This is a genomic window from Yersinia rohdei ATCC 43380, from assembly GCF_000173775.1.
Taxonomy (GTDB): Bacteria; Pseudomonadota; Gammaproteobacteria; order Enterobacterales; family Enterobacteriaceae; genus Yersinia; species Yersinia rohdei.
The window spans coordinates 40,724-59,960 of the sequence record NZ_ACCD01000001.1; the positions used below are offsets into that span (position 1 = coordinate 40,724).

A 19,237-nucleotide genomic window follows, 5' to 3' on the forward strand; every position below is an offset into this window, starting at 1 on the left:
ACTCAGCTTTACCCACTTGCCCTTTCGGCAAGCTCGGTTTTCTATCAACCTAGTTTTTACGGAACATTTTCAGCATGCGCTGGGTGACGGTAAAACCACCAAAAATGTTGATACTGGCAATCAATACGGCGATAAAGGATAAGAAACTCACCCAGCCGCCATGACCAATCTGCAACAATGCGCCCACGACGATAATGCCCGAAATGGCGTTAGTGACTGACATCAGTGGAGTATGCAGCGCATGACTGACATTCCACACGACGTAGTAACCCACCACACAGGCCAAAGCAAAGACCGTAAAGTGTGATAAAAACTCTTTCGGCGCGACATTGGCCAACCAACCAAACAGCACAATAGCCAACGCCATAATGATGTATTTAGGCCACGGAGATGAAGGTTTGACCTCTTCTTTGGCTATTGGCGCAGATTTAGCCGCCTGTGGTTGGGCTGAGACTTGAATCGGTGGGGCCGGCCAGGTGACTTCACCGGTTTTAACCACGGTAACACCGCGAATAACCGTGTCGTCGAAATCAATGTTAATCTCGCCGTTTTTCTCTTTGCAGAGTAATTTCAGCAAGTTAACCAGGTTGGTACCATAAAGCTGGGATGACTGAGTCGGTAAACGGCTGGGTAAATCAGTATAACCAATGATTTTCACGCCATTATCGGTAACAGTGATTTTATCAGCCACTGTCAGTTCACAGTTACCGCCCGTCTGTGCTGCCAGATCGACAATCACACTGCCCGGTTTCATTGATGCCACCATCTCTTTGGTTATCAAGAGTGGCGCGGGTTTGCCGGGGATCAAGGCGGTAGTGACGATAATATCGACTTCAGCGGCTTGCGCGGCAAACAACTCCATTTCGGCTTTGATAAAGGCTTCAGACATCACTTTCGCGTAGCCATCACCGCTGCCCGCTTCCTCTTCAAAATCTAACTCGAGGAATTCAGCGCCCATACTCTGGACTTGTTCTTTTACTTCTGGACGGGTGTCAAACGCGCGAACAATCGCACCCAAGCTCCCTGCCGCACCAATGGCAGCCAACCCGGCAACACCGGCACCAATAATCACAACTTTGGCCGGTGGCACTTTACCCGCTGCCGTGATTTGGCCGGTGAAGAAGCGGCCAAATTCATGTGCGGCTTCAACAATTGCGCGATAACCCGCAATGTTGGCCATGGAGCTCAGGGCATCCATGGATTGCGCACGAGAAATACGTGGGACTGAGTCCATTGCCAACACAGTGACCTGGCGCTCTGCCAGTTTTTGCAACAACTCAGGGTTTTGAGCTGGCCAAATAAAGCTGACCAATGTGCTCCCGGCGCGCATCAGCGCAATTTCTTCCTCAAGGGGGGCATTCACTTTGAGGATGAGATCGGATTGCCACACATCAGTGGTATCCGTAATGGTGGCACCTGCTTCCAGGTACGCCGCATCGTCAAAACTGGCCAAATGGCCTGCTTTGCTTTCAATTGCCACGGTGAAGCCTAATTTCAGCAATTGTTCTACCGTTTTCGGCGTTGCTGCAACACGGGCTTCATTGGCCAACCGCTCTTTTGGTACACCAATACGCATAATATTCCCTTTTACCTGTCTTTGATGATGAGCCTATATACCGTATTTGAAACCATGAGTTATCCCCGTCAGTTGCAAGCTGCAGCGGTGTGAGCGGCAACCCGGCATCTGTTGGGTATACTCACTAACGACAATTTCAATTATTTTGGACATAGTTTCAGTGCTACCTAGTCGCTGGCAAAACCTGCTTCGCTATAGCTCCCTATAACCTACTGAAAATGTGACCGATGATCCATATCTGTGTGCGCTTCAGACACAGTTTTTGCACTAAAACTGGCAGGTGGAAAGAACTCTGTATAATTCACTATAAAAATAATATTTACTAGCGGCTTGTCCTGCAACTTTGTCCGAAAATAACCTGTTTTCTCAATATGATGTAACCCAGTCACAATGCGGCATCAGGTTAGAAAAATGTAAATAACAAGCACTTATGACGTTAAAACTCTTATTACTAAAGCTTATACTGATTCTTAATGTACCCTACTGATGAGTCAAACCTCAGTATTGATATGCTAAGTCATATAAATTGCGGAGACACTCGCCATTATTACATGTAATAATCATCTGCTATTCTGTTACACATCAATTGTTCCGCACGTATCAACGTTAATGCGCAAGGCGAAAGGATTTTTTATGAAGCTGAAATACACGATCATCGCATCGGCATTGCTATCACTCACCGCGCTTTCTACTGCACAAGCAGCTAAAGAACTCGCACCAGAGCAAGCAGCAGCCATCAAGCCCTTTGATCGCATTACTATTACTGGCCGGTTTAATGCAATCAATGAAGCAGCTGATGCGGTATCCCGCCGAGCTGATAAATTAGGTGCCGACTCCTTCTATATTCAAGATATCAATAGCAACAATAATGGCGGCAACTGGCGTGTAACGGCCGATGTTTATCATAACGATGCACCGGAAGTGGATAAAGAGACCAAGTACCGTGTCTTTAACGGCATTAAAGAATTACCAAAAGCAGAAGCCTATGCCCTGCAACCTTTTGACACTGTTTCTATCAGTGGTTTCTTCCGCAGCCAACCTGATATCAGTGAAGCCATTTCCCAGGCGGCAAAAGAAAAAGGCGCTTACTCCTTCTTCATCATCCGTCAGGTCGATGCTAACCAAGGCGGCAATCAGTTTGTGACGGCATATATTTATAAAGAAGATGCCGCCAAACGTGTGGTACAAAGCCCAGATGTTATTCCTGCCGATTCAGATGCGGGCCGTGCTGCACTGGCGGCTGGCGGCGCGGCGGCGGCCAATGTTGAAATTCCTGGCGTGGCATCTTCTGCAACACCAAGTGCTGATGTGGGTCGTTTCTTTGAAACTCAGTCATCAACCGGCAAGCGTTACACCGTAACCTTACCTGATGGCACGCAGATTCAAGAATTGAACAACACCACAGCAGCACAGATGGTTCCTTTTGATTCTGTTAGCTTTACCGGTCACTTTAACAGCATGACAGACGTTTCCCACGAAGTGGCGAAACGCGCAGCGGCTAAAGGGGCGAAGTACTACCACGTCACTCGCCAGTGGCAGAACAAAAGTGGCGGTAACCTGAGTGTCAGCGCTGATTTGTTCAAATAAAATTGTTTGAAAATCAACCTAAGGGTAGCGATAAGCTGCCCTTTTTTTATTCGTGCACCACTGTTATCTACGCCTTACTTCGGATTGAATAAATTTTTAATCAAATCGCATAACCAATCATTGCACTTGTGCTTTTCACTCCGTAAAATCCCCAAAAAATTTTGGGTTATTATCTGTTAGATAGCGATAATTTCACCTCATATAATGCTGCCTAATGGCCAGTAACTACTCATTCGTACTTAAAAAACCAGGATCCACAATTGGAAAGAAAACTCGGCCTGACCGCGCTAACCGCGTTGGTTCTCAGCTCTATGCTGGGTGCAGGTGTCTTCAGTTTGCCGCAAAATATGGCCGAAGTTGCCAGCCCGGCGGCATTGCTTATTGGCTGGAGCATTACCGGCGTGGGGATACTTTTCCTTGCGTTTGCCATGTTGCTGCTGACACGGCTGCGCCCTGATCTGGATGGCGGAATATTCACCTATGCCAAAGAGGGTTTCGGTGATCTCGTCGGCTTTTTCTCTGCCTGGGGTTACTGGTTGTGTGCCGTCATTGCCAATGTCTCTTACCTGGTGATTGTTTTTGCTGCATTGAGTTTTTTCACTGATAAGTCGGGCAACATTATTTTTGGTGAAGGCAATACTTGGCAGGCCCTGCTGGGGGCCTCCTTCCTGTTGTGGTCGGTTCATGCTTTGGTGTTACGTGGGGTGCAAACGGCCGCCAGTATTAATCTGGCCGCGACACTGGCAAAACTGTTACCCATTGGCGGCTTTATTGTGCTGGCAGGGCTGGCATTTAGCCTTGATACTTTTAGCTTTGATTTTACCGGGGTCGCGCTGCATACACCGGTGTGGCAGCAAGTCAAAGACACCATGTTGATAACCTTGTGGGTCTTTATTGGTGTCGAGGGTGCGGTGGTGGTTTCTGCCAGAGCACGTAATAAAAAAGATGTCGGCCGAGCCACCATGCTCGCAGTGGTTTCTGCGCTCTGCGTCTATCTGTTAATTACTTTATTGTCGCTCGGTGTGGTGCCACGCGCGGAATTAGCGGGAATGCGCAATCCGTCTATGGCGGGCATTATGGTTGAGATGATTGGGCCTTGGGGTGAAGTCATTATTGCCACCGGGTTAATTATTTCAGTGTGTGGCGCTTATCTTAGCTGGACAATTATGGCGGCTGAAGTGCCAATGCTGGCGGCCAATCACGGCGCGTTCCCTAAAGTTTTCCGCCAGCAAAATAAACATAATGCGCCCGCAAAATCACTGTGGCTGACTAACTGTGCAGTACAAGCCGCATTGATCCTTATCTGGCTAACCGGCAGTAACTACAATACCTTGCTGACCATTGCCTCAGAAATGATTCTGATACCCTACTTTCTGGTTGGTGCTTTCTTATTTAAAGTGGCGTTAAAACGTCAAGACTGGCGGTTGATTGTTGCCGCTACTGGGGCTTGTTTATATGGCTTGTGGTTGATTTATGCCGCTGGATTGCTGTACTTGCTGCTCTCCGTCCTATTATATGCCCCAGGATTATTGGTGTTTATTTATGCGCGTAAAGGGCATGACGGGCTTAGATTACTCAATACAGTGGAACGTGCGGCGGTCTGTCTGGTGTTGGTGGCTACTTTGCCGGCAACCTGGCTGATTATGCATTAGTGCTAAAAAATAATGACTCAAATGGGTAGACGGGCTATCCATTTGAGTCTCCTGTTAAGATAACTCATAATCTGCTGCTGATAATGTCACAGATAAACATTCGCCCTGCTGACTTAACGCCATGGTTGTCAGCAATTTTTGCTTAATCTCATCTAACTGAGCCACTTCCAAAGGATAAGGCAACTGGATATCTAATGCCGTTATCCCCTGTTGTGCTGCTAACTGAATCAGCCGAATAATATTAATCTCATCACTAAGTTGGGTTGATAATACTTGCAGTGCCAACTCAGTAAGCCGCTCTTGAGGCGTTTGTTCCCATTCAGTTGGGTTTCTTACAACCATACCAAATATTGGCATAACACCATAAATCGCCTCAATAAAACTCCACTGCTTTTTACAAGAAACAGCCAAAAACTCCGTGTAGTCGAAACAGACTTTTTCATTGTGTGCAGGCACACTAAGCTCTTCGCCACTCATCCCTCAGTCCCCCGTTGATCGACACAGCAATTCATTAATCATAGATATTGAGATATAAACGATAGGCGCAACTAAACAGAGATGACGATACAATCACTTTCATTAATATAATGATTTGCTGGTTGTCTAGCAATCAGTCAAAAACATTAATAACAAGCAGATAAGGTAAGGTGCATAGCATTGCTCTCAACAGCGCGCTATGCTGGAATTCGGCACTTTTATAAACTGAAAAACATGACCAAAATTGTTTTTGTTGAAGACGACCCGGAAGTCGGAAAACTGATTGCCGCCTATCTTGGTAAGCATGACATTGATGTCTGGGTAGAACCCCGAGGCGACACGGCACAAGCTGTGATTGAGCAGCAACAACCAGATTTGGTGTTACTCGATGTCATGTTGCCCGGAAAAGATGGGATGACACTTTGCCGAGATCTGCGGCCACATTACGACGGCCCGATCGTGCTGCTGACCTCTTTGGACAGTGATATGAACCACATCCTCTCTCTAGAGATGGGGGCGAATGACTATATTCTGAAAACCACGCCGCCAGCGGTATTGTTAGCTCGCTTACGTTCGCATCTACGTCAACACCATCAACAGCAAGCCAAGGAAACCATCAGCCCGCCACTCACTGGCCATAACGCGATTCATTTCGGTTTACTCTGTATTGACCCCGTCAATCGGCAGGTCAATCTCAGTGATGAAGAAATTACTTTATCGACCTCAGATTTTGATCTCCTGTGGGAGTTGGCAACCCATGCCGGCATCATCATGGACAGAGAGGCGCTGTTAAAAAACTTGCGGGGTGTCAGTTATGACGGGATGGATCGCAGCATAGATGTGGCCATCTCACGTTTGCGCCGCAAACTTTATGACAACACGCTGGAACCTTTTAGAATCAAAACTGTGCGAAATAAAGGTTACCTTTTTGCTCCCAATGCCTGGGAGTTTGTGCAGCAATGAGAAAGCTATTTATTCAGTTTTTCTTATTGCTCTTCGTCTGTTTTATGGTGATGGCGATGCTCGTCGGGCTGGTTTATAAAGTCACAGCTGAGCGCGCTGGTCGCCAGTCATTAGATGATTTGATGAAAAGCTCATTATCATTGATGCGCAGTGAGCTACGTGAAATCCCGCTAAAAGACTGGAACAAAACCATCGCCACATTGGATTTAAATCTTTCTTTTCAATTACATATTGAACCCCTTGATAAACGTGACCTCGGTGAGCAGCTAAATAAACGCCTGCGAGCCGGTGAAATCATTGCTTTGGATGATGAATATACTTTCCTGCAACGCATCCCGCGCAGCCACTATGTGCTTGCCGTCGGCCCGGTACCTTATCTGTTTTATCTGCATCAAATGCGCTTACTGGACTTATCCTTACTGATCCTGATTGGGCTGTCTTTGGCTTTGCCGGTATTTTTGTGGATGCGCCCTCACTGGAAAGACTTGCTTAAGTTAGAAAATGCCGCCCAACGGCTGGGGGCTGGCCATCTTGATGAGCGAACACATTTTGACCCCACGTCGAGTTTAAGTCGCTTGGGGGTGGCCTTTAATCAGATGGCAGATAATATCAGCACACTAATTGTCAGTAAAAAGCTGCTTATTGATGGGATTGCTCATGAGTTGCGTACCCCATTAGTACGTTTACGTTATCGTTTGGCCATGAGTGATAATCTAACCGAGAGTGAACAATTGGCATTAAATCATGACATTGGCCAGTTGGAAGCCTTAATTGATGAGCTATTAACCTATGCTCGGCTGGATCGCCCGCAAGTCTCTCTCAATTTGGAACCCATTGATTTACCCGGCTGGTTAACCACCAAAGTCATGGATATGCGGGTTATCCATAGTGAACGCGAGATAGAGCTGGATATTCCTCATCGTGGCGATTTTGGCGCGGTTGACCTGCGCCTGATGGAGCGCGTGCTGGATAATCTGGTCAATAATGCCCTGCGCTATTCCAACAAAAGACTGCGCGTGGGGCTGTGGTTTGATGGCGATAATGCGTGTTTACAAGTCGAAGATGACGGGCCAGGCATTCCACTCGAGGAACGAACCCGGATTTTCGAGCCTTTTGTTCGCCTGGACCCAAGCCGTGATCGTGCCACGGGCGGCTGTGGCCTGGGATTGGCTATTGTTCAGTCTATCGCCTTGGCTTATCAAGGGAGTATTTCTGTTGATGCCAGTTCATTGGGCGGCGCCAGTTTCAGATTTTGTTGGCCAGTAAAAAATCTTGACTCCCCGTCTGCTGATCACAACAGCCCTACACAATAACCAAATGAATAATACAAACTGATATATCAGACTTATGGAGTGTTCTATGACTAACGCGTATCACAACCTGTGCACCACTTTCACTCGCCTGTCGCGCTTCGAGCATTTGTCGGCCATTGCCGGATGGGATATGCAGACCATGATGCCGGCAAAAGGTAATGTTGCTCGCTCAGAAGCAATGGCTGAGCTCAATGTATTGCAACACCAGATCCTGACAAATCCACAGGTTGGTGAATGGTTGCAGCAAGCCGAATCAGAAACACTCAATGAGATTGAACAGGCAAATTTGCGCGAAATGCGCCGCCATTATCATAATGCCGTGTTATTGCCGGAAGCACTGGTTGAGGCTAAATCACTGGCAGGTGCTCGTTGCGAGCATGCCTGGCGGCAGCAACGTATTGCAAATGACTGGAATGGCTTTGCAGAAAATCTACGTGAAGTGGTCAAATTAAGTCGCGAAGAAGCGGCAATTCGTGCTCAGGCCGCCGGGACATCGCGCTATGACGCCTTACTGAATTTATATGAGCCGGGCACTAACAGTGCCAGTCTGGACAGTATCTTTGGTGACCTGAAACAGTGGCTACCTGAGTTATTGCAAAAAGTGACAGCAAAACAAGCCGGTGAAGCCTGTTTGGTTCCACAAGGGCCATTTGACCTGGAAAAACAGCGCCAACTGGGGCTACAGGTCATGAACCTGCTCGGTTTTGATTTTGATGGCGGGCGAGTAGATATCAGTGTGCATCCATTCTGTGGCGGTGTGCCCCAAGATGTTCGTATCACTACCCGTTATAATGAGCAGGAGTTTCTCAGTGCATTGATGGGGATAGTGCATGAAACCGGCCATGCGCGTTATGAACAAAATCTACCTCGCGCATGGCTGGGGCAACCCATCTCACATGCGCGCTCAACCGCAATTCATGAGTCACAAAGCTTATTATTCGAGATGCAATTAGCGCGTAGTAAAGAGTTTCTCCCGCTCATCCTGCCCTTGGTCGTTGAGCAATTTGGTGAGCAACCCGCTTTTGAAATGCAGAATTTCATCGCCTTAAACCAACGCGTTAAGACCGGATTTATTCGTGTTGATGCTGATGAAGTCAGTTATCCTGCTCATGTCATATTACGTTATGAGATTGAAAAAGCCTTAATTAATGGCGAAATCGAGGTCGATGATATCCCCGCCTTGTGGAATGAAAAAATGCAGCAGTATCTTGGGCTGAATACCGAAGGCAATTACCAAAACGGCTGTATGCAAGATATTCATTGGACGGATGGCGCATTTGGTTATTTCCCGACCTATACATTAGGTGCGATGTATGCCGCCCAACTCTTTCACGCCGCCCGAAGCAAGATACCAGAATTAGATAGGAATATTGCCAATGGTGACCTTAGTGCCCTATTCAATTGGCTACAGACTACTATTTGGCAACATGGCAGCCATTATTCCACCGCAGAACTGATAACCCAAGCCACGGGCGAATCACTAAACCCACGTTTCTTCCGCCAGCATTTAGAACAACGTTATTTGTAATATTCCGTTGTAGGCGGATTAAAATTATGGATACTGCCCTCGCCTTGAGTGGCAGTATTTTTTTGCCGCCCACTTACCGTTTTGTTCGTTTAGGATTTTAATGCCGCTACAGCCCCGCAGGATGAGGATGTTTGGATAACCCATTTAACCCTTTCCAAGGTCTTAACCGTTTATATATTACCCAAAAACTCAGTTATAGATTATCTGAGTCTGATCAACAGAGACTGAAAAAAACATGAATAGCACCAAGCTATCTACCATCGCAAAGCCGGATGATGAATTGCGCGTCTTACAGGTATTGAAATCACCCGGACTTATGACCCGCGAATGTCTCGCGGGGGTGGTCACCGCACTGGCACTGATACCTGAAGTGATTTCATTTTCTGTCATTGCCGGGGTTGACCCGAAAGTGAGTTTGATAGCCTCTATTGTTCTGTGTTTTACACTCTCCATTCTTGGCGGCAGGCCTGCGATGGTTTCAGCGGCGGCGGGTTCAGTGGCATTAGTGATTGGGCCAATGGTTCATGCCCACGGCGTAGAATATATCCTGCCCGCAGTGGTTATGGGGGGGATAGTTCAAATACTTTTCGGCCTAACAGGCCTGTCCCGCATGATGCGTTATATCCCCCGCTCCGTCATGATAGGTTTCGTCAACGCGCTGGGTATTCTCATATTTTTCGCCCAAGTGCCACATGTCTGGGGGCAATCAAATTTGGTCTGGGTCATGTTTATCGTGACACTTATGCTGGTTTTACTGCTGCCGCGCATTCTCAAAAGTGTGCCTTCGCCACTTATTGCCATTGTCGTGGTCACTGCTGTGGCACTTCTTATGGACTATAGATTGCCAAACGTTGGCGATGAAGGGCCAATGAGTGCCGGCTTGCCCGGTTTTACCCCTCTGCTTGTACCGCTTGACTGGCAAACACTCCACATCATATGGCCGACCGCATTGAGCATCGCATTTGTCGGTTTGATGGAATCGTTGCTAACCGCAAAGTTGGTTGATGACATTACCGATACCCCATCCAGCAAACGCCGGGAGTCCTGGGGGCTTGGTGTTGGTAATATTCTGGCGGGATTCTATGGCGGTATTGCAGGTTGCGCCATGATAGGCCAAACCATCGTCAACGTAGAATTGGGCAAAGCACGTAGCCGTGTTTCTACAGTGGCCGCAGCAGTGGTATTACTGTTGCTGGTTACCGGCCTTAGCAAGGTGCTTGCCCAAATACCAATGGTCGTATTGGCTGGAATAATGATGGTCGTCGCCGTGAAAACAGTGAATTGGCATAGCCTACAACCAGCGACACTTAAACGCATGCCTTGGTCTGAAACTCTGGTGATGGTGTTAACGGTCACCATTACCGTTTGGACCAGCAACCTTGCACTGGGTGTATTGGCGGGGGTTATTGTCGCTATGATTCTCTTTGCTCGCCGGATTGCTCACGTAATTAATGCTGAACGAGTGTTAAGTGATGATGGCGAATCAGTACGTTATATCGTGCGCGGGCCACTTTTCTTTGCCAGCAGTAACGACCTTTTCGAGCATTTTGAGTACGCGCACGATCCCAAACGGGTTGTCATTGACCTGACGCATGCCCAAATTTGGGATGCTTCCACGGTGGCCGCTTTGGATGGTATTGAATATCGCTATCAGCGATATGGTGCCGAGGTAATTATTGAAGGTTTAGATATGCGCAGTAGCGATTTCCACCGCCGACTGACGGGAAATATGAGCTAATAGCCGCGCATTTGTGTAAAACAGGCCATTTTCAGACCACGAAATTTTCAATCTGCTCCCTGGCAGATTGCGTCACTATGCAGGCTCCTTAATGTACGGTTACAGTGGAGCCTGCACGAAAAAAACAACCAACCCCAGAGAACCGCAACCGGATTATAAATAAAAATCAATATATTACAGAGGTATTCCTGACAGTGTAGCCTCGGTTTTTTAATCGGAAAACTGATAAGGAAAGCCACTGGCGAGCAGCTTAATACGCATTTCCCCGCCCGCATTTAGAACAACATTACTGGTAATATTTCACTGCCCCTGGGGTAAAATTACGGATACTGCCCTCACCTTAAGCGGCACTATTTTCTGCAGGCTTTAATAACAATGTTATTTCAAAGGTGTAAATACAGATATAGAGCACCTATTTTTAATAACAAAACACACTGTATGTTGTAACTAAAATTGATGATTTATTCGTGGTTGCCTTAGTTTGTAATAACTCAGTGTGAGGCAAACTTGGCGAGGTAACTTTGTAGGTTAAATCTATTATTTCAAACAGGCTGAGCCCTCTTTTGGGCGTGGCCTGGTGATAGGCAATGGCGAAAGTCACATCGTTGTGACAACGTCGCAAGGACAGAAAAGGCAGTCTGGGGCATTTCGCCCCAGTTCGTGTGGATGAGTTATTGCAATATAGGGAATTATTTCGCTTAAAATCTGCCACTGAATAAAATAAGGCGCACTCTATCTTGTTCTGCTGGCCCTCGAATCCTGTATGTACAATCGGTTACAAGCCGAAACCAATGACTCACGGAAGCCACCAATTATTTCCTCTATTCTCATTACAACGACCCAACAGGGCCGATCTAGTAACAGAACACCGAGGAATTTATCATGAAAACAGTATTAGCTCTGATTGTTGCAGCAAGCTTGGGTATGTCTTCTATCGCATTTGCCGCAGATACTGTTGCGCCGCCAGCCGCACCAATGGCTAATGCGCCAATGGCCCACGCCGCTCCTGCTAAAACCATGCATCACCAAAAAGCTAAGAAACCGATGAAATCTGATGCGGCAAAAGAGATGAATAAGACTGCACCGGTGCAAAAAGCTCAGTCGACCCAAAAACACCATAAAAAAGCGACCCACAGTAAATCTGTCCCTGCCGCCGTTCCGGCCGCAAAATAGCCATAATGCGCTAAAGACGGCGGATGTTTGCTCTCTGCATCCGCTATCTACGATAGACCTGTAACAGCTGATTCACTCAACACCCGGTTTTCCGGGTGTTTTTTATCAGGAGTGCTAAAAATGCTGCGCCGTTATTTATTTGAAATCATGTTAACCACATTAGTCATTTGCGGTCTGATCACATTATTTTTTTATTTATAGTAATAATGGTGAATGCAGCTCAAAATTTATCGAAAAATCAATCAGTGACAACTCACCCTATGACTAATTTTGTCTATAGTTAGTTCAGGTGGGACTCATGGTTAGCAATTTAATCAAACGTTCTTTTGGACAACCTCCTGGTAGGAAAATAAAGGCAAGGCTAACTATTTATGCGTTTATCCTCATTATTTCTTTTAGGTCTGTTACCTCTTTCCTCCGCTATTGCCCAGCCAGCCACTGACACACCAGAAGCAGACATCAGTATTGCGGATAAAACCGCCCTATTCTTTGGTGAAGATGAGCGTACGGCCATAACCAATAGTAGCGAATGGCCGTGGCAAGCTATTGGACAAGTTGAAACGGCCAGTGGCAATCTCTGTACCGCAACATTAATCACCCCTCACCTGGCATTAACTGCGGGTCATTGCGTACTGTCGCCTCCGGGGAAAATTGATGCTGCGGTTGCCTTGCGGTTTATTTCTCACGAGGGGCATTGGAAATACCAAGTTACCCACCTGGAAACACTGGTCGATGCTAAATTAGGTAAAAAACTTAAACCTGATGGCGACGGCTGGATAGTTCCCCCCGCCGCCGCTGCATATGATTTTGCACTTATTCGGTTAACTAATACTAAACCTCTACCGATCAAGCCATTACCATTATGGAACGGCAATGCAAATGAACTGACACAAGCACTCAAGCAGGTTAAGCGAAAAATAACTCAAGCAGGTTATCCTCTTGATCATTTAGACACATTATACCGCCATGAAGATTGCCTGATTACTGGTTGGGCACAGCGAGGGGTGCTTTCCCACCAATGCGATACATTGCCCGGTGACAGTGGTTCTCCCTTACTGCTAAAAGATGGCGACAACTGGTCTTTGATAGCCATTCAAAGTTCAGCTCCCGCCGCGAAAGATAGGTACCTGGCAGATAATCGCGCGTTGGCCGTCACAGCCATCAGTGAGCGGTTAAAAGTACTGGCGAACAAGGCCGCCAAAAAATCCAAATAAAACACTTGGATTTCAGTGATATATTAAGGTGTCTGCCAACAGGATATTTACCCGCGCATTATTCCTTGTTGGCACTTTGCGGCTCTTGATTAAACTTAAAAACAAATGTGCCGCCCAGTGCTGCGGCATAGCGGCTTAAGGTAGTGAGATTTGGTGAGATAATGCCTTTCTCCATTCGACTGATATTTTGTTTTTTCAGCCCCGCCCGTTGGGCAACATCTTCCTGAGTAAGGTGACATTGCTGGCGGGCCGCTTTCAACTCAGTCATCATGGCTTGGCGGATTTGTATATCTGAATACGCTTCGTTTACCTGAGGATGATGCAACGCCGCTGCTTTAACCTCAGAAAAGGGGATAATGTCAAAATCATCATATTTCTTCATGACTGCAATCTCCGTTTGAGTTCCTTTATTCGCTGATGCGCCAACATCAGTGTCCGTCTTGGGGTTTTTTGCGTCTTCTTTTGTAAAAAATGAATGATGTAAACCTGCTGCTCAGCCTGGTAAAAGAAAAAACCACGCCCAATGCCCTCTTTCGCACTGACCCGCAGCTCTTTTAGGCCCCGCCCGATATCCCGCACCACTGGCTCTCTTAAATCATGCCCATAAGCTTCTAACTCTTCTATGGCTTTAATGAGCGCAGCCTGAATACCCACGGGTAATTTAAACAACTCTCGTTGGGCTAACCTCAACAAACTAATGACATACATAAGCAATCCCTGCTCCGGAAAAACTCTATCAAACCCACCAAATGTAATCAAACATGGTGACCCATAATCAGACAAACTTTGGACAAGCCCGCTGATTGCCAGGACAGATATACCCGCAGATAGCGGTGTGGGGCAATAACACCACCGCTTGAATTTAGCGTTAATTTACCACTCGCGAAGAGCTTCGCATCTGAGTTGAAATATGACAGCAGTTGCATATCAGAAATGAAAATAGAGGCTATTAATCATATACATATTGAATTCAAAACAGCATATAGGCGGGCGGGTACGGGGTAACACCCGCACTTAAAGCGCTGTTGGCTTCAAGTGCGCAGTGAGATGCATCAGGAAGAAAGTTGTTCCATCGCTTGGAAAATACGCTTGTCTGAGATGGGGTATGGCGTCCCTAATTGTTGGGCAAATAAACTGACACGCAATTCCTCAATCATCCAACGGACTTCTTTGACATCATCGTCTTGTTGCCGTTTAGGCGGTAACTTATTGAGCCATTGCTTCCACATTTGTTGCACATGTTCAATTCGTTGCATTTGAGCACGATCACGGTGTGGATCTACCGCCAGTTTTTCCATTCGGCGTTCAATTGCTTGCAAATAACGCAGCGTATCGGGCAAACGCTTCCAGCCATTATTGGTGACAAAACCTCGGTAAATCAGGCCACCAAGTTGTGCTTTAATATCTGACAGGGCTAATGCTTGCGAGATATCTACCCGGCCTTTCAGCCGCTTATTAATGCTGAAAACAGTGGTGAGAATTTGTTCAACTTGCTTGGCTATTGTCACGACAGTGTCATTCAGCTCAGCACGAACTTTTTCTTGTAGCCGGGCAAAATCGGCTTCTTGCCATACCGGGCCGCCATACTGCGCCACCAGTTTATCGACCCCACAAGCAATGCAATCATCAATCAAATCCATCACTTTGCCATAAGTATTGAAATAGAGGCCTAGTTTAGATTTGTTCGGTAATTTCTCATGCAAATACTTGATTGGAGAAGGAATATTCAGCAGGAGTAAACGTCTGGTGCCTTGCCACATCGCCTGTTGTTGCTGTGCTTCAGTTTCGAATAAGCGGATTGCCACACTGTCTTTTTCGTCCACCAGTGCCGGATAGGCTTTGACCTCATAGCCACCACGGCGTTGTTCATAGCATTCAGGTAGTGTGCCAAAGCTCCAGATATGTAAGCCATTTTGCTCGATGCCGTCATCAGCCACAGCAGAAAGTGTCTCCTGCACTTTTTCTTGCAATTGTAACTTCAAGGCCGCAAGGTCTTTGCCCTCACATAGCGTCCGATTTTTATCATCCAACACGCGGAAGGTCATTTTCAGATGATCGGGTACTTGTTCCAATTGCCAACTTTCACGTGACACCGTCACGCCAGTCATGCGTCTGAGTTCGCGTTCTAATGCCTCTAGCAGGCCGGTTTCCAGCGGTGTAACACGGGCCAGAAAAGCTTCTGCATAATTAGGGGCAGGAACAAAATTGCGCCGAATAGGTTTCGGTAATGATTTGATTAGCGCGATGACTAATTCCCGGCGGATCCCGGGGATCTGCCAGTCAAAGCCCTGCTCCTGAATCTGATTAAGGATCGGTAATGGAATATGTACCGTGACCCCATCGGCGTCCGTTCCCGGCTCAAATTGATAGGAAAGCCGTAATTTTAGTGCCCCCTGATACCAAAAGTTGGGGTAATCCAGCGGGTTAACTTTGTTGGCCCCATCCTTGATAAGCATGGTTTTTTCAAAGTTCAGCAATTCGGGTTGAGTTTGGCTGGTTTTCTTCCACCAGCTATCAAAATGACGAGCAGAAATAACCCCACGACCAATGCGTTGATCGTAGAAGTTAAACAGGGTTTCGTCATCCACCAGAATGTCGCGCCGACGGGATTTGTGCTCCAGTTCTTCTACTTCAGCCAGTAACTTTAAATTGGCTCGGAAGAATGCATGGCGCGTCTGCCAATCCCCTTCCACCAAGCCGTGGCGGATAAACAGTTCACGGCACAGCGGTGGGTCAATAGGGCCATAGTTAATTTTGCGTTCAGCCACTATCGGTAAGCCGAATAAGGTCACTTTCTCGCTGGCCATGACCGCCCCCTGCGCTTTCTCCCAATGCGGGTCACTATAATGGTGTTTAACCAAATGTTGCGCTAAGGGTTCTACCCATTCCGGTTCAATGCGGGCAGCAATGCGGCCCCATAAGCGGCTGGTTTCAACTAATTCAGCTACCATGCTCCATTTAGGCGGTTTTTTGAATAAGCCAGAGCCAGGGAAGATGGCAAACCGCGCATTTCGCGCGCCAGTATATTCTTGTTTATCTACGTCTTTCTGACCAATATGGGACAGTAATCCAGTCAGAATAGCGGTATGCACACTGCGATAATCCGCAGGAACACTATTGACTGGAATACCCAGTTCTTTGACTACCTGGCGCAATTGGGTATAGATATCCTGCCATTCACGGACACGCAGATAATTCAAAAAATCGCTGCGACATAATTTGCGAAACTGTGCCGATGACAATTCTTTTTGTTGTTCTTTCAGGTAATCCCATAAGTTAACAAATGCAAGGAAATCAGAGTCTTTATCAGCAAAACGGCGATGTTTTTCATCCGAGGCCTGCTGTTTATCCATCGGGCGTTCACGAGGGTCTTGAATTGACAATGCCGAGGTAATAATCATCAGCTCGCGCACGCTGCCACTTTTTTGTGCTTCAAGTACCATTCGCGCCAGGCGGGGGTCGACCGGTAATTGCGCGAGCTGACGGCCCAATGGCGTCAATTGTTGATGACCGTTATTGGCCGTTTGTATTGCCCCCAACTCTTCCAGCAGCCGCACGCCATCTTGGATATTGCGTTTATCCGGCGCTTCCACAAATGGGAAGGCCGCGATATCCCCCAATCCCAATGAGGTCATTTGCAGGATAACCGAGGCTAAATTGGTGCGCAGGATTTCAGGGTCGGTAAATTCAGGACGTGACAGAAAATCAGGTTCGGAATACAGCCGAATACAAATACCATCAGAGACACGGCCACAGCGGCCTTTACGTTGATTAGCTGAGGCTTGCGAAACCGGTTCAATTGGCAACCGCTGCACTTTGGTGCGGAAACTGTAGCGGCTGATACGCGCCGTGCCGGGGTCGATAACATATTTGATGCCCGGCACTGTCAACGAGGTTTCGGCAACGTTGGTGGCCAGTACAATTCGCCGCCCATGATGTGATTGAAACACCCTATTCTGCTCGCTGTTTGATAGGCGGGCATACAGTGGCAGCACCTCAGTATGTGGCAAATTGAGTTTTGTCAGTGCATCTGCGGTATCGCGAATTTCGCGTTCACCACTCATAAAAATCAGAATGTCGCCGGGGCTTTCATGGCTAAGTTCATCTACCGCATCAAAAATGGCCTGCAACTGATCCCGCTCAACATCGTCGGCATCATCAACTATTGGCCGATAGCGCACCTCGACCGGATACGTCCGGCCGGACACTTCAATAACTGGCGCATTATTGAAATGCTTTGAGAAGCGCTGCGGATCTATGGTGGCCGAAGTAATAATCACTTTCAGATCAGGGCGTTTTGGCAATAACTCGCGCAAATAACCCAAAATGAAATCAATATTGAGGCTGCGCTCATGCGCCTCATCAATAATCAACGTGTCATATTGCATCAGCAGGCGATCTTGCTGAATCTCAGCCAGCAAAATACCGTCGGTCATTAGCTTAACCAGCGTGTTCTCGCCGACGTGATCATTAAAACGGACTTTATAGCCAACACAGCCGCCAAGAGAGGTTTCTAGCTCCTCGGCAATGCGGTTTGCCACCGTCCGTGCCGCCAGACGTCGCGGCTGAGTATGACCAATAACCCCTTTAACACCGCGCCCCAATTCCAGACAAATTTTCGGTAACTGTGTCGTTTTGCCCGAGCCGGTCTCACCGGCGACAATCACCACCTGATGGTCGCGGATAGCATTATAAATATCTTGTTTTTTCTGACTGACCGGCAAGTTTTCAGGATAAGTAATTGCAGGACAGGCCGCCCGACGGCTGTTCACCCGTTGCATGGCCGTGGCGATTTCGGCCTCGATTTCACCGGTAATGGCTGCTATAGCTTCGGGATTATTGATTTTTCGTGCGCCTTGCAACCGACGCCGCATGCGCTGTTGGTCACGGAGCATCAGCTCGCCGAGTTGGGAGGATAATGCTGCGAGCGAAGATTTCACGTTCAGTATTCCTTGTTACGATGCGGTTGAAACTGACAGTGTCAACCCAATGATGTGATGCTATGAATTTGATTAGCAGATGTTTTTTATTAATAGACGGTAATTTTTGACCGGCTAACTCTTAGTGAGCAACTCATAGTTTTTAATTATATAAAGCCTAATAGATAGGATAACACAATCAGCGTTTATGCCGTAACCCAGCCAATTTTGACTATCTGATGCTCATCGTTCAATAAAATCGAACAAAGAACGCAAAATATTACGCTATCACTGTTCTGCAAATATGAATAAAGTATCTCTCATTGAAAAGGCGAATAGCCTAAGTCTCTGTTACCTTTTAAGGAATTACGATGAGCAAAGTACTGGTTCTGAAATCAAGCATCCTGGCAACATATTCACAGTCTAACCAATTGGCTGATTTTTTTGCTGAACAATGGCAAGCCGCCCATGCGGGTGATGAAATTACTGTACGTGACCTGGCTGCTCAACCGATTCCTGTATTAGATGGCGAGCTGGTCGGTGCAATGCGCCCTTCAGATGCCGCCTTGACTCCACGCCAACAAGAAGCACTGGCGCTGTCTGATGAACTGATTGCTGAATTGCAGGCGAATGATGTGATTGTTATCGCCGCACCTATGTATAACTTCAATATTCCGACACAGTTAAAGAACTATTTTGACCTGATTGCCCGTGCTGGCGTGACTTTCCGTTACACCGAAAAAGGCCCAGAAGGCCTGATAACTGGCAAACGCGCTATTATTCTGACCAGCCGTGGCGGTATTCATAAAGATACCCCTACTGACCTGGTTGTGCCTTACCTGCGTCTGTTCCTGGGCTTTATCGGGATTACTGATGTTGAATTCGTGTTCGCAGAAGGTATTGCTTACGGCCCTGAAGTGGCAACCAAAGCACAAGCAGATGCCAAAGAGTTACTGACTCAAGTGGTTAGCGCATAGTTATAATTAGCTAATAGTTATAATTAGCTAATAGTTGTTAGTTAAGTAATGGCTGTTAGTTAGCGAATGGTAGTTGATTTATAAAGACAAACTGATTTTACACTTTTGCGCCAAGGCGGG

Annotated in this window: 15 protein-coding genes; 10 read left to right on the forward strand and 5 right to left on the reverse strand. The window is 47.1% G+C overall.

Annotated features, from left to right (window positions below; translation table 11 throughout):
* Positions 1 to 49 precede the first annotated feature (49 nt).
* Complete coding sequence (gene pntA / locus YROHD0001_RS16865; protein WP_004712880.1) at positions 50 to 1,576, reverse strand: Re/Si-specific NAD(P)(+) transhydrogenase subunit alpha; 1,527 nt, start codon at positions 1,574 to 1,576, stop codon at positions 50 to 52.
* 633 nt (positions 1,577 to 2,209) lie between these two features.
* Here pntA and ydgH point away from each other — a divergent pair.
* Entirely contained in the window at positions 2,210 to 3,163 is a 954-nt protein-coding gene (gene ydgH / locus YROHD0001_RS16860; RefSeq protein ID WP_032815841.1) for a DUF1471 family protein YdgH, read from the forward strand.
* A 260-nt stretch (positions 3,164 to 3,423) separates the two neighbouring features.
* On the forward strand, positions 3,424 to 4,815 hold the full coding sequence (locus YROHD0001_RS16855) for an amino acid permease (protein ID WP_004712882.1): 1,392 nt from the start codon (positions 3,424 to 3,426) through the stop codon (positions 4,813 to 4,815).
* Between the two features lie 54 nt (positions 4,816 to 4,869).
* On the opposite strand, the gene YROHD0001_RS16850 is transcribed toward YROHD0001_RS16855, so the two are convergent.
* Positions 4,870 to 5,292 (reverse strand): hypothetical protein, encoded by a 423-nt coding sequence (locus YROHD0001_RS16850; RefSeq protein WP_004712883.1) that lies wholly within the window; start codon positions 5,290 to 5,292, stop codon positions 4,870 to 4,872.
* Between the two features lie 234 nt (positions 5,293 to 5,526).
* On the opposite strand from YROHD0001_RS16850, the gene rstA reads away from it, so the two are divergent.
* The 7 genes from rstA to YROHD0001_RS16820 all read left to right on the forward strand — a co-directional run bounded on the left by rstA (position 5,527) and on the right by YROHD0001_RS16820 (position 13,221).
* A complete protein-coding gene (gene rstA, locus YROHD0001_RS16845) occupies positions 5,527 to 6,255 on the forward strand; it encodes a two-component system response regulator RstA (RefSeq protein ID WP_032815842.1) in 729 nt (242 codons plus the stop codon).
* On the forward strand, positions 6,252 to 7,568 hold the full coding sequence (gene rstB / locus YROHD0001_RS16840; protein WP_032815843.1) for a two-component system sensor histidine kinase RstB: 1,317 nt from the start codon (positions 6,252 to 6,254) through the stop codon (positions 7,566 to 7,568). Before rstA ends, rstB begins: the two co-directional genes overlap by 4 nt.
* Positions 7,569 to 7,614: 46 nt before the next feature.
* The gene (locus YROHD0001_RS16835; protein WP_004712886.1) at positions 7,615 to 9,096 is read left to right on the forward strand and encodes a carboxypeptidase M32; all 1,482 of its coding nucleotides are present in this window, start codon (positions 7,615 to 7,617) and stop codon (positions 9,094 to 9,096) included.
* Between the two features lie 235 nt (positions 9,097 to 9,331).
* Positions 9,332 to 10,834 carry a SulP family inorganic anion transporter gene (locus YROHD0001_RS16830; RefSeq protein WP_004712888.1) on the forward strand — a complete coding sequence of 501 codons (1,503 nt, stop codon included), beginning with the start codon at positions 9,332 to 9,334 and terminating at the stop codon, positions 10,832 to 10,834.
* An 882-nt stretch (positions 10,835 to 11,716) separates the two neighbouring features.
* Positions 11,717 to 12,007 (forward strand): acid resistance repetitive basic protein Asr, encoded by a 291-nt coding sequence (asr, locus tag YROHD0001_RS16825; protein WP_004712889.1) that lies wholly within the window; start codon positions 11,717 to 11,719, stop codon positions 12,005 to 12,007.
* Between the two features lie 120 nt (positions 12,008 to 12,127).
* Entirely contained in the window at positions 12,128 to 12,208 is an 81-nt protein-coding gene (gene ydgU / locus YROHD0001_RS21020) for a small membrane protein YdgU (protein WP_455570249.1), read from the forward strand.
* Positions 12,209 to 12,378: 170 nt separating this feature from the next.
* The gene (locus YROHD0001_RS16820; protein ID WP_004712890.1) at positions 12,379 to 13,221 is read left to right on the forward strand and encodes a trypsin-like serine peptidase; all 843 of its coding nucleotides are present in this window, start codon (positions 12,379 to 12,381) and stop codon (positions 13,219 to 13,221) included.
* Between the two features lie 58 nt (positions 13,222 to 13,279).
* Here YROHD0001_RS16820 and YROHD0001_RS0117050 read toward each other — a convergent pair whose 3' ends face one another.
* From YROHD0001_RS0117050 to hrpA, 3 genes are all read right to left on the reverse strand, one after another.
* On the reverse strand, positions 13,280 to 13,603 hold the full coding sequence (locus YROHD0001_RS0117050) for a helix-turn-helix domain-containing protein (protein WP_032815844.1): 324 nt from the start codon (positions 13,601 to 13,603) through the stop codon (positions 13,280 to 13,282).
* The gene (locus YROHD0001_RS16815; RefSeq protein ID WP_032815845.1) at positions 13,600 to 13,929 is read right to left on the reverse strand and encodes a type II toxin-antitoxin system RelE/ParE family toxin; all 330 of its coding nucleotides are present in this window, start codon (positions 13,927 to 13,929) and stop codon (positions 13,600 to 13,602) included. The genes YROHD0001_RS0117050 and YROHD0001_RS16815 overlap by 4 nt, the downstream gene beginning before the upstream one ends.
* A gap of 344 nt (positions 13,930 to 14,273) precedes the next feature.
* On the reverse strand, positions 14,274 to 18,161 hold the full coding sequence (hrpA, locus tag YROHD0001_RS16810; protein WP_004712894.1) for an ATP-dependent RNA helicase HrpA: 3,888 nt from the start codon (positions 18,159 to 18,161) through the stop codon (positions 14,274 to 14,276).
* 350 nt (positions 18,162 to 18,511) lie between these two features.
* Here hrpA and azoR point away from each other — a divergent pair, with 350 nt between their 5' ends.
* Positions 18,512 to 19,117 carry an FMN-dependent NADH-azoreductase gene (azoR, locus tag YROHD0001_RS16805; protein WP_004712895.1) on the forward strand — a complete coding sequence of 202 codons (606 nt, stop codon included), beginning with the start codon at positions 18,512 to 18,514 and terminating at the stop codon, positions 19,115 to 19,117.
* Positions 19,118 to 19,237: the final 120 nt, after the last annotated feature.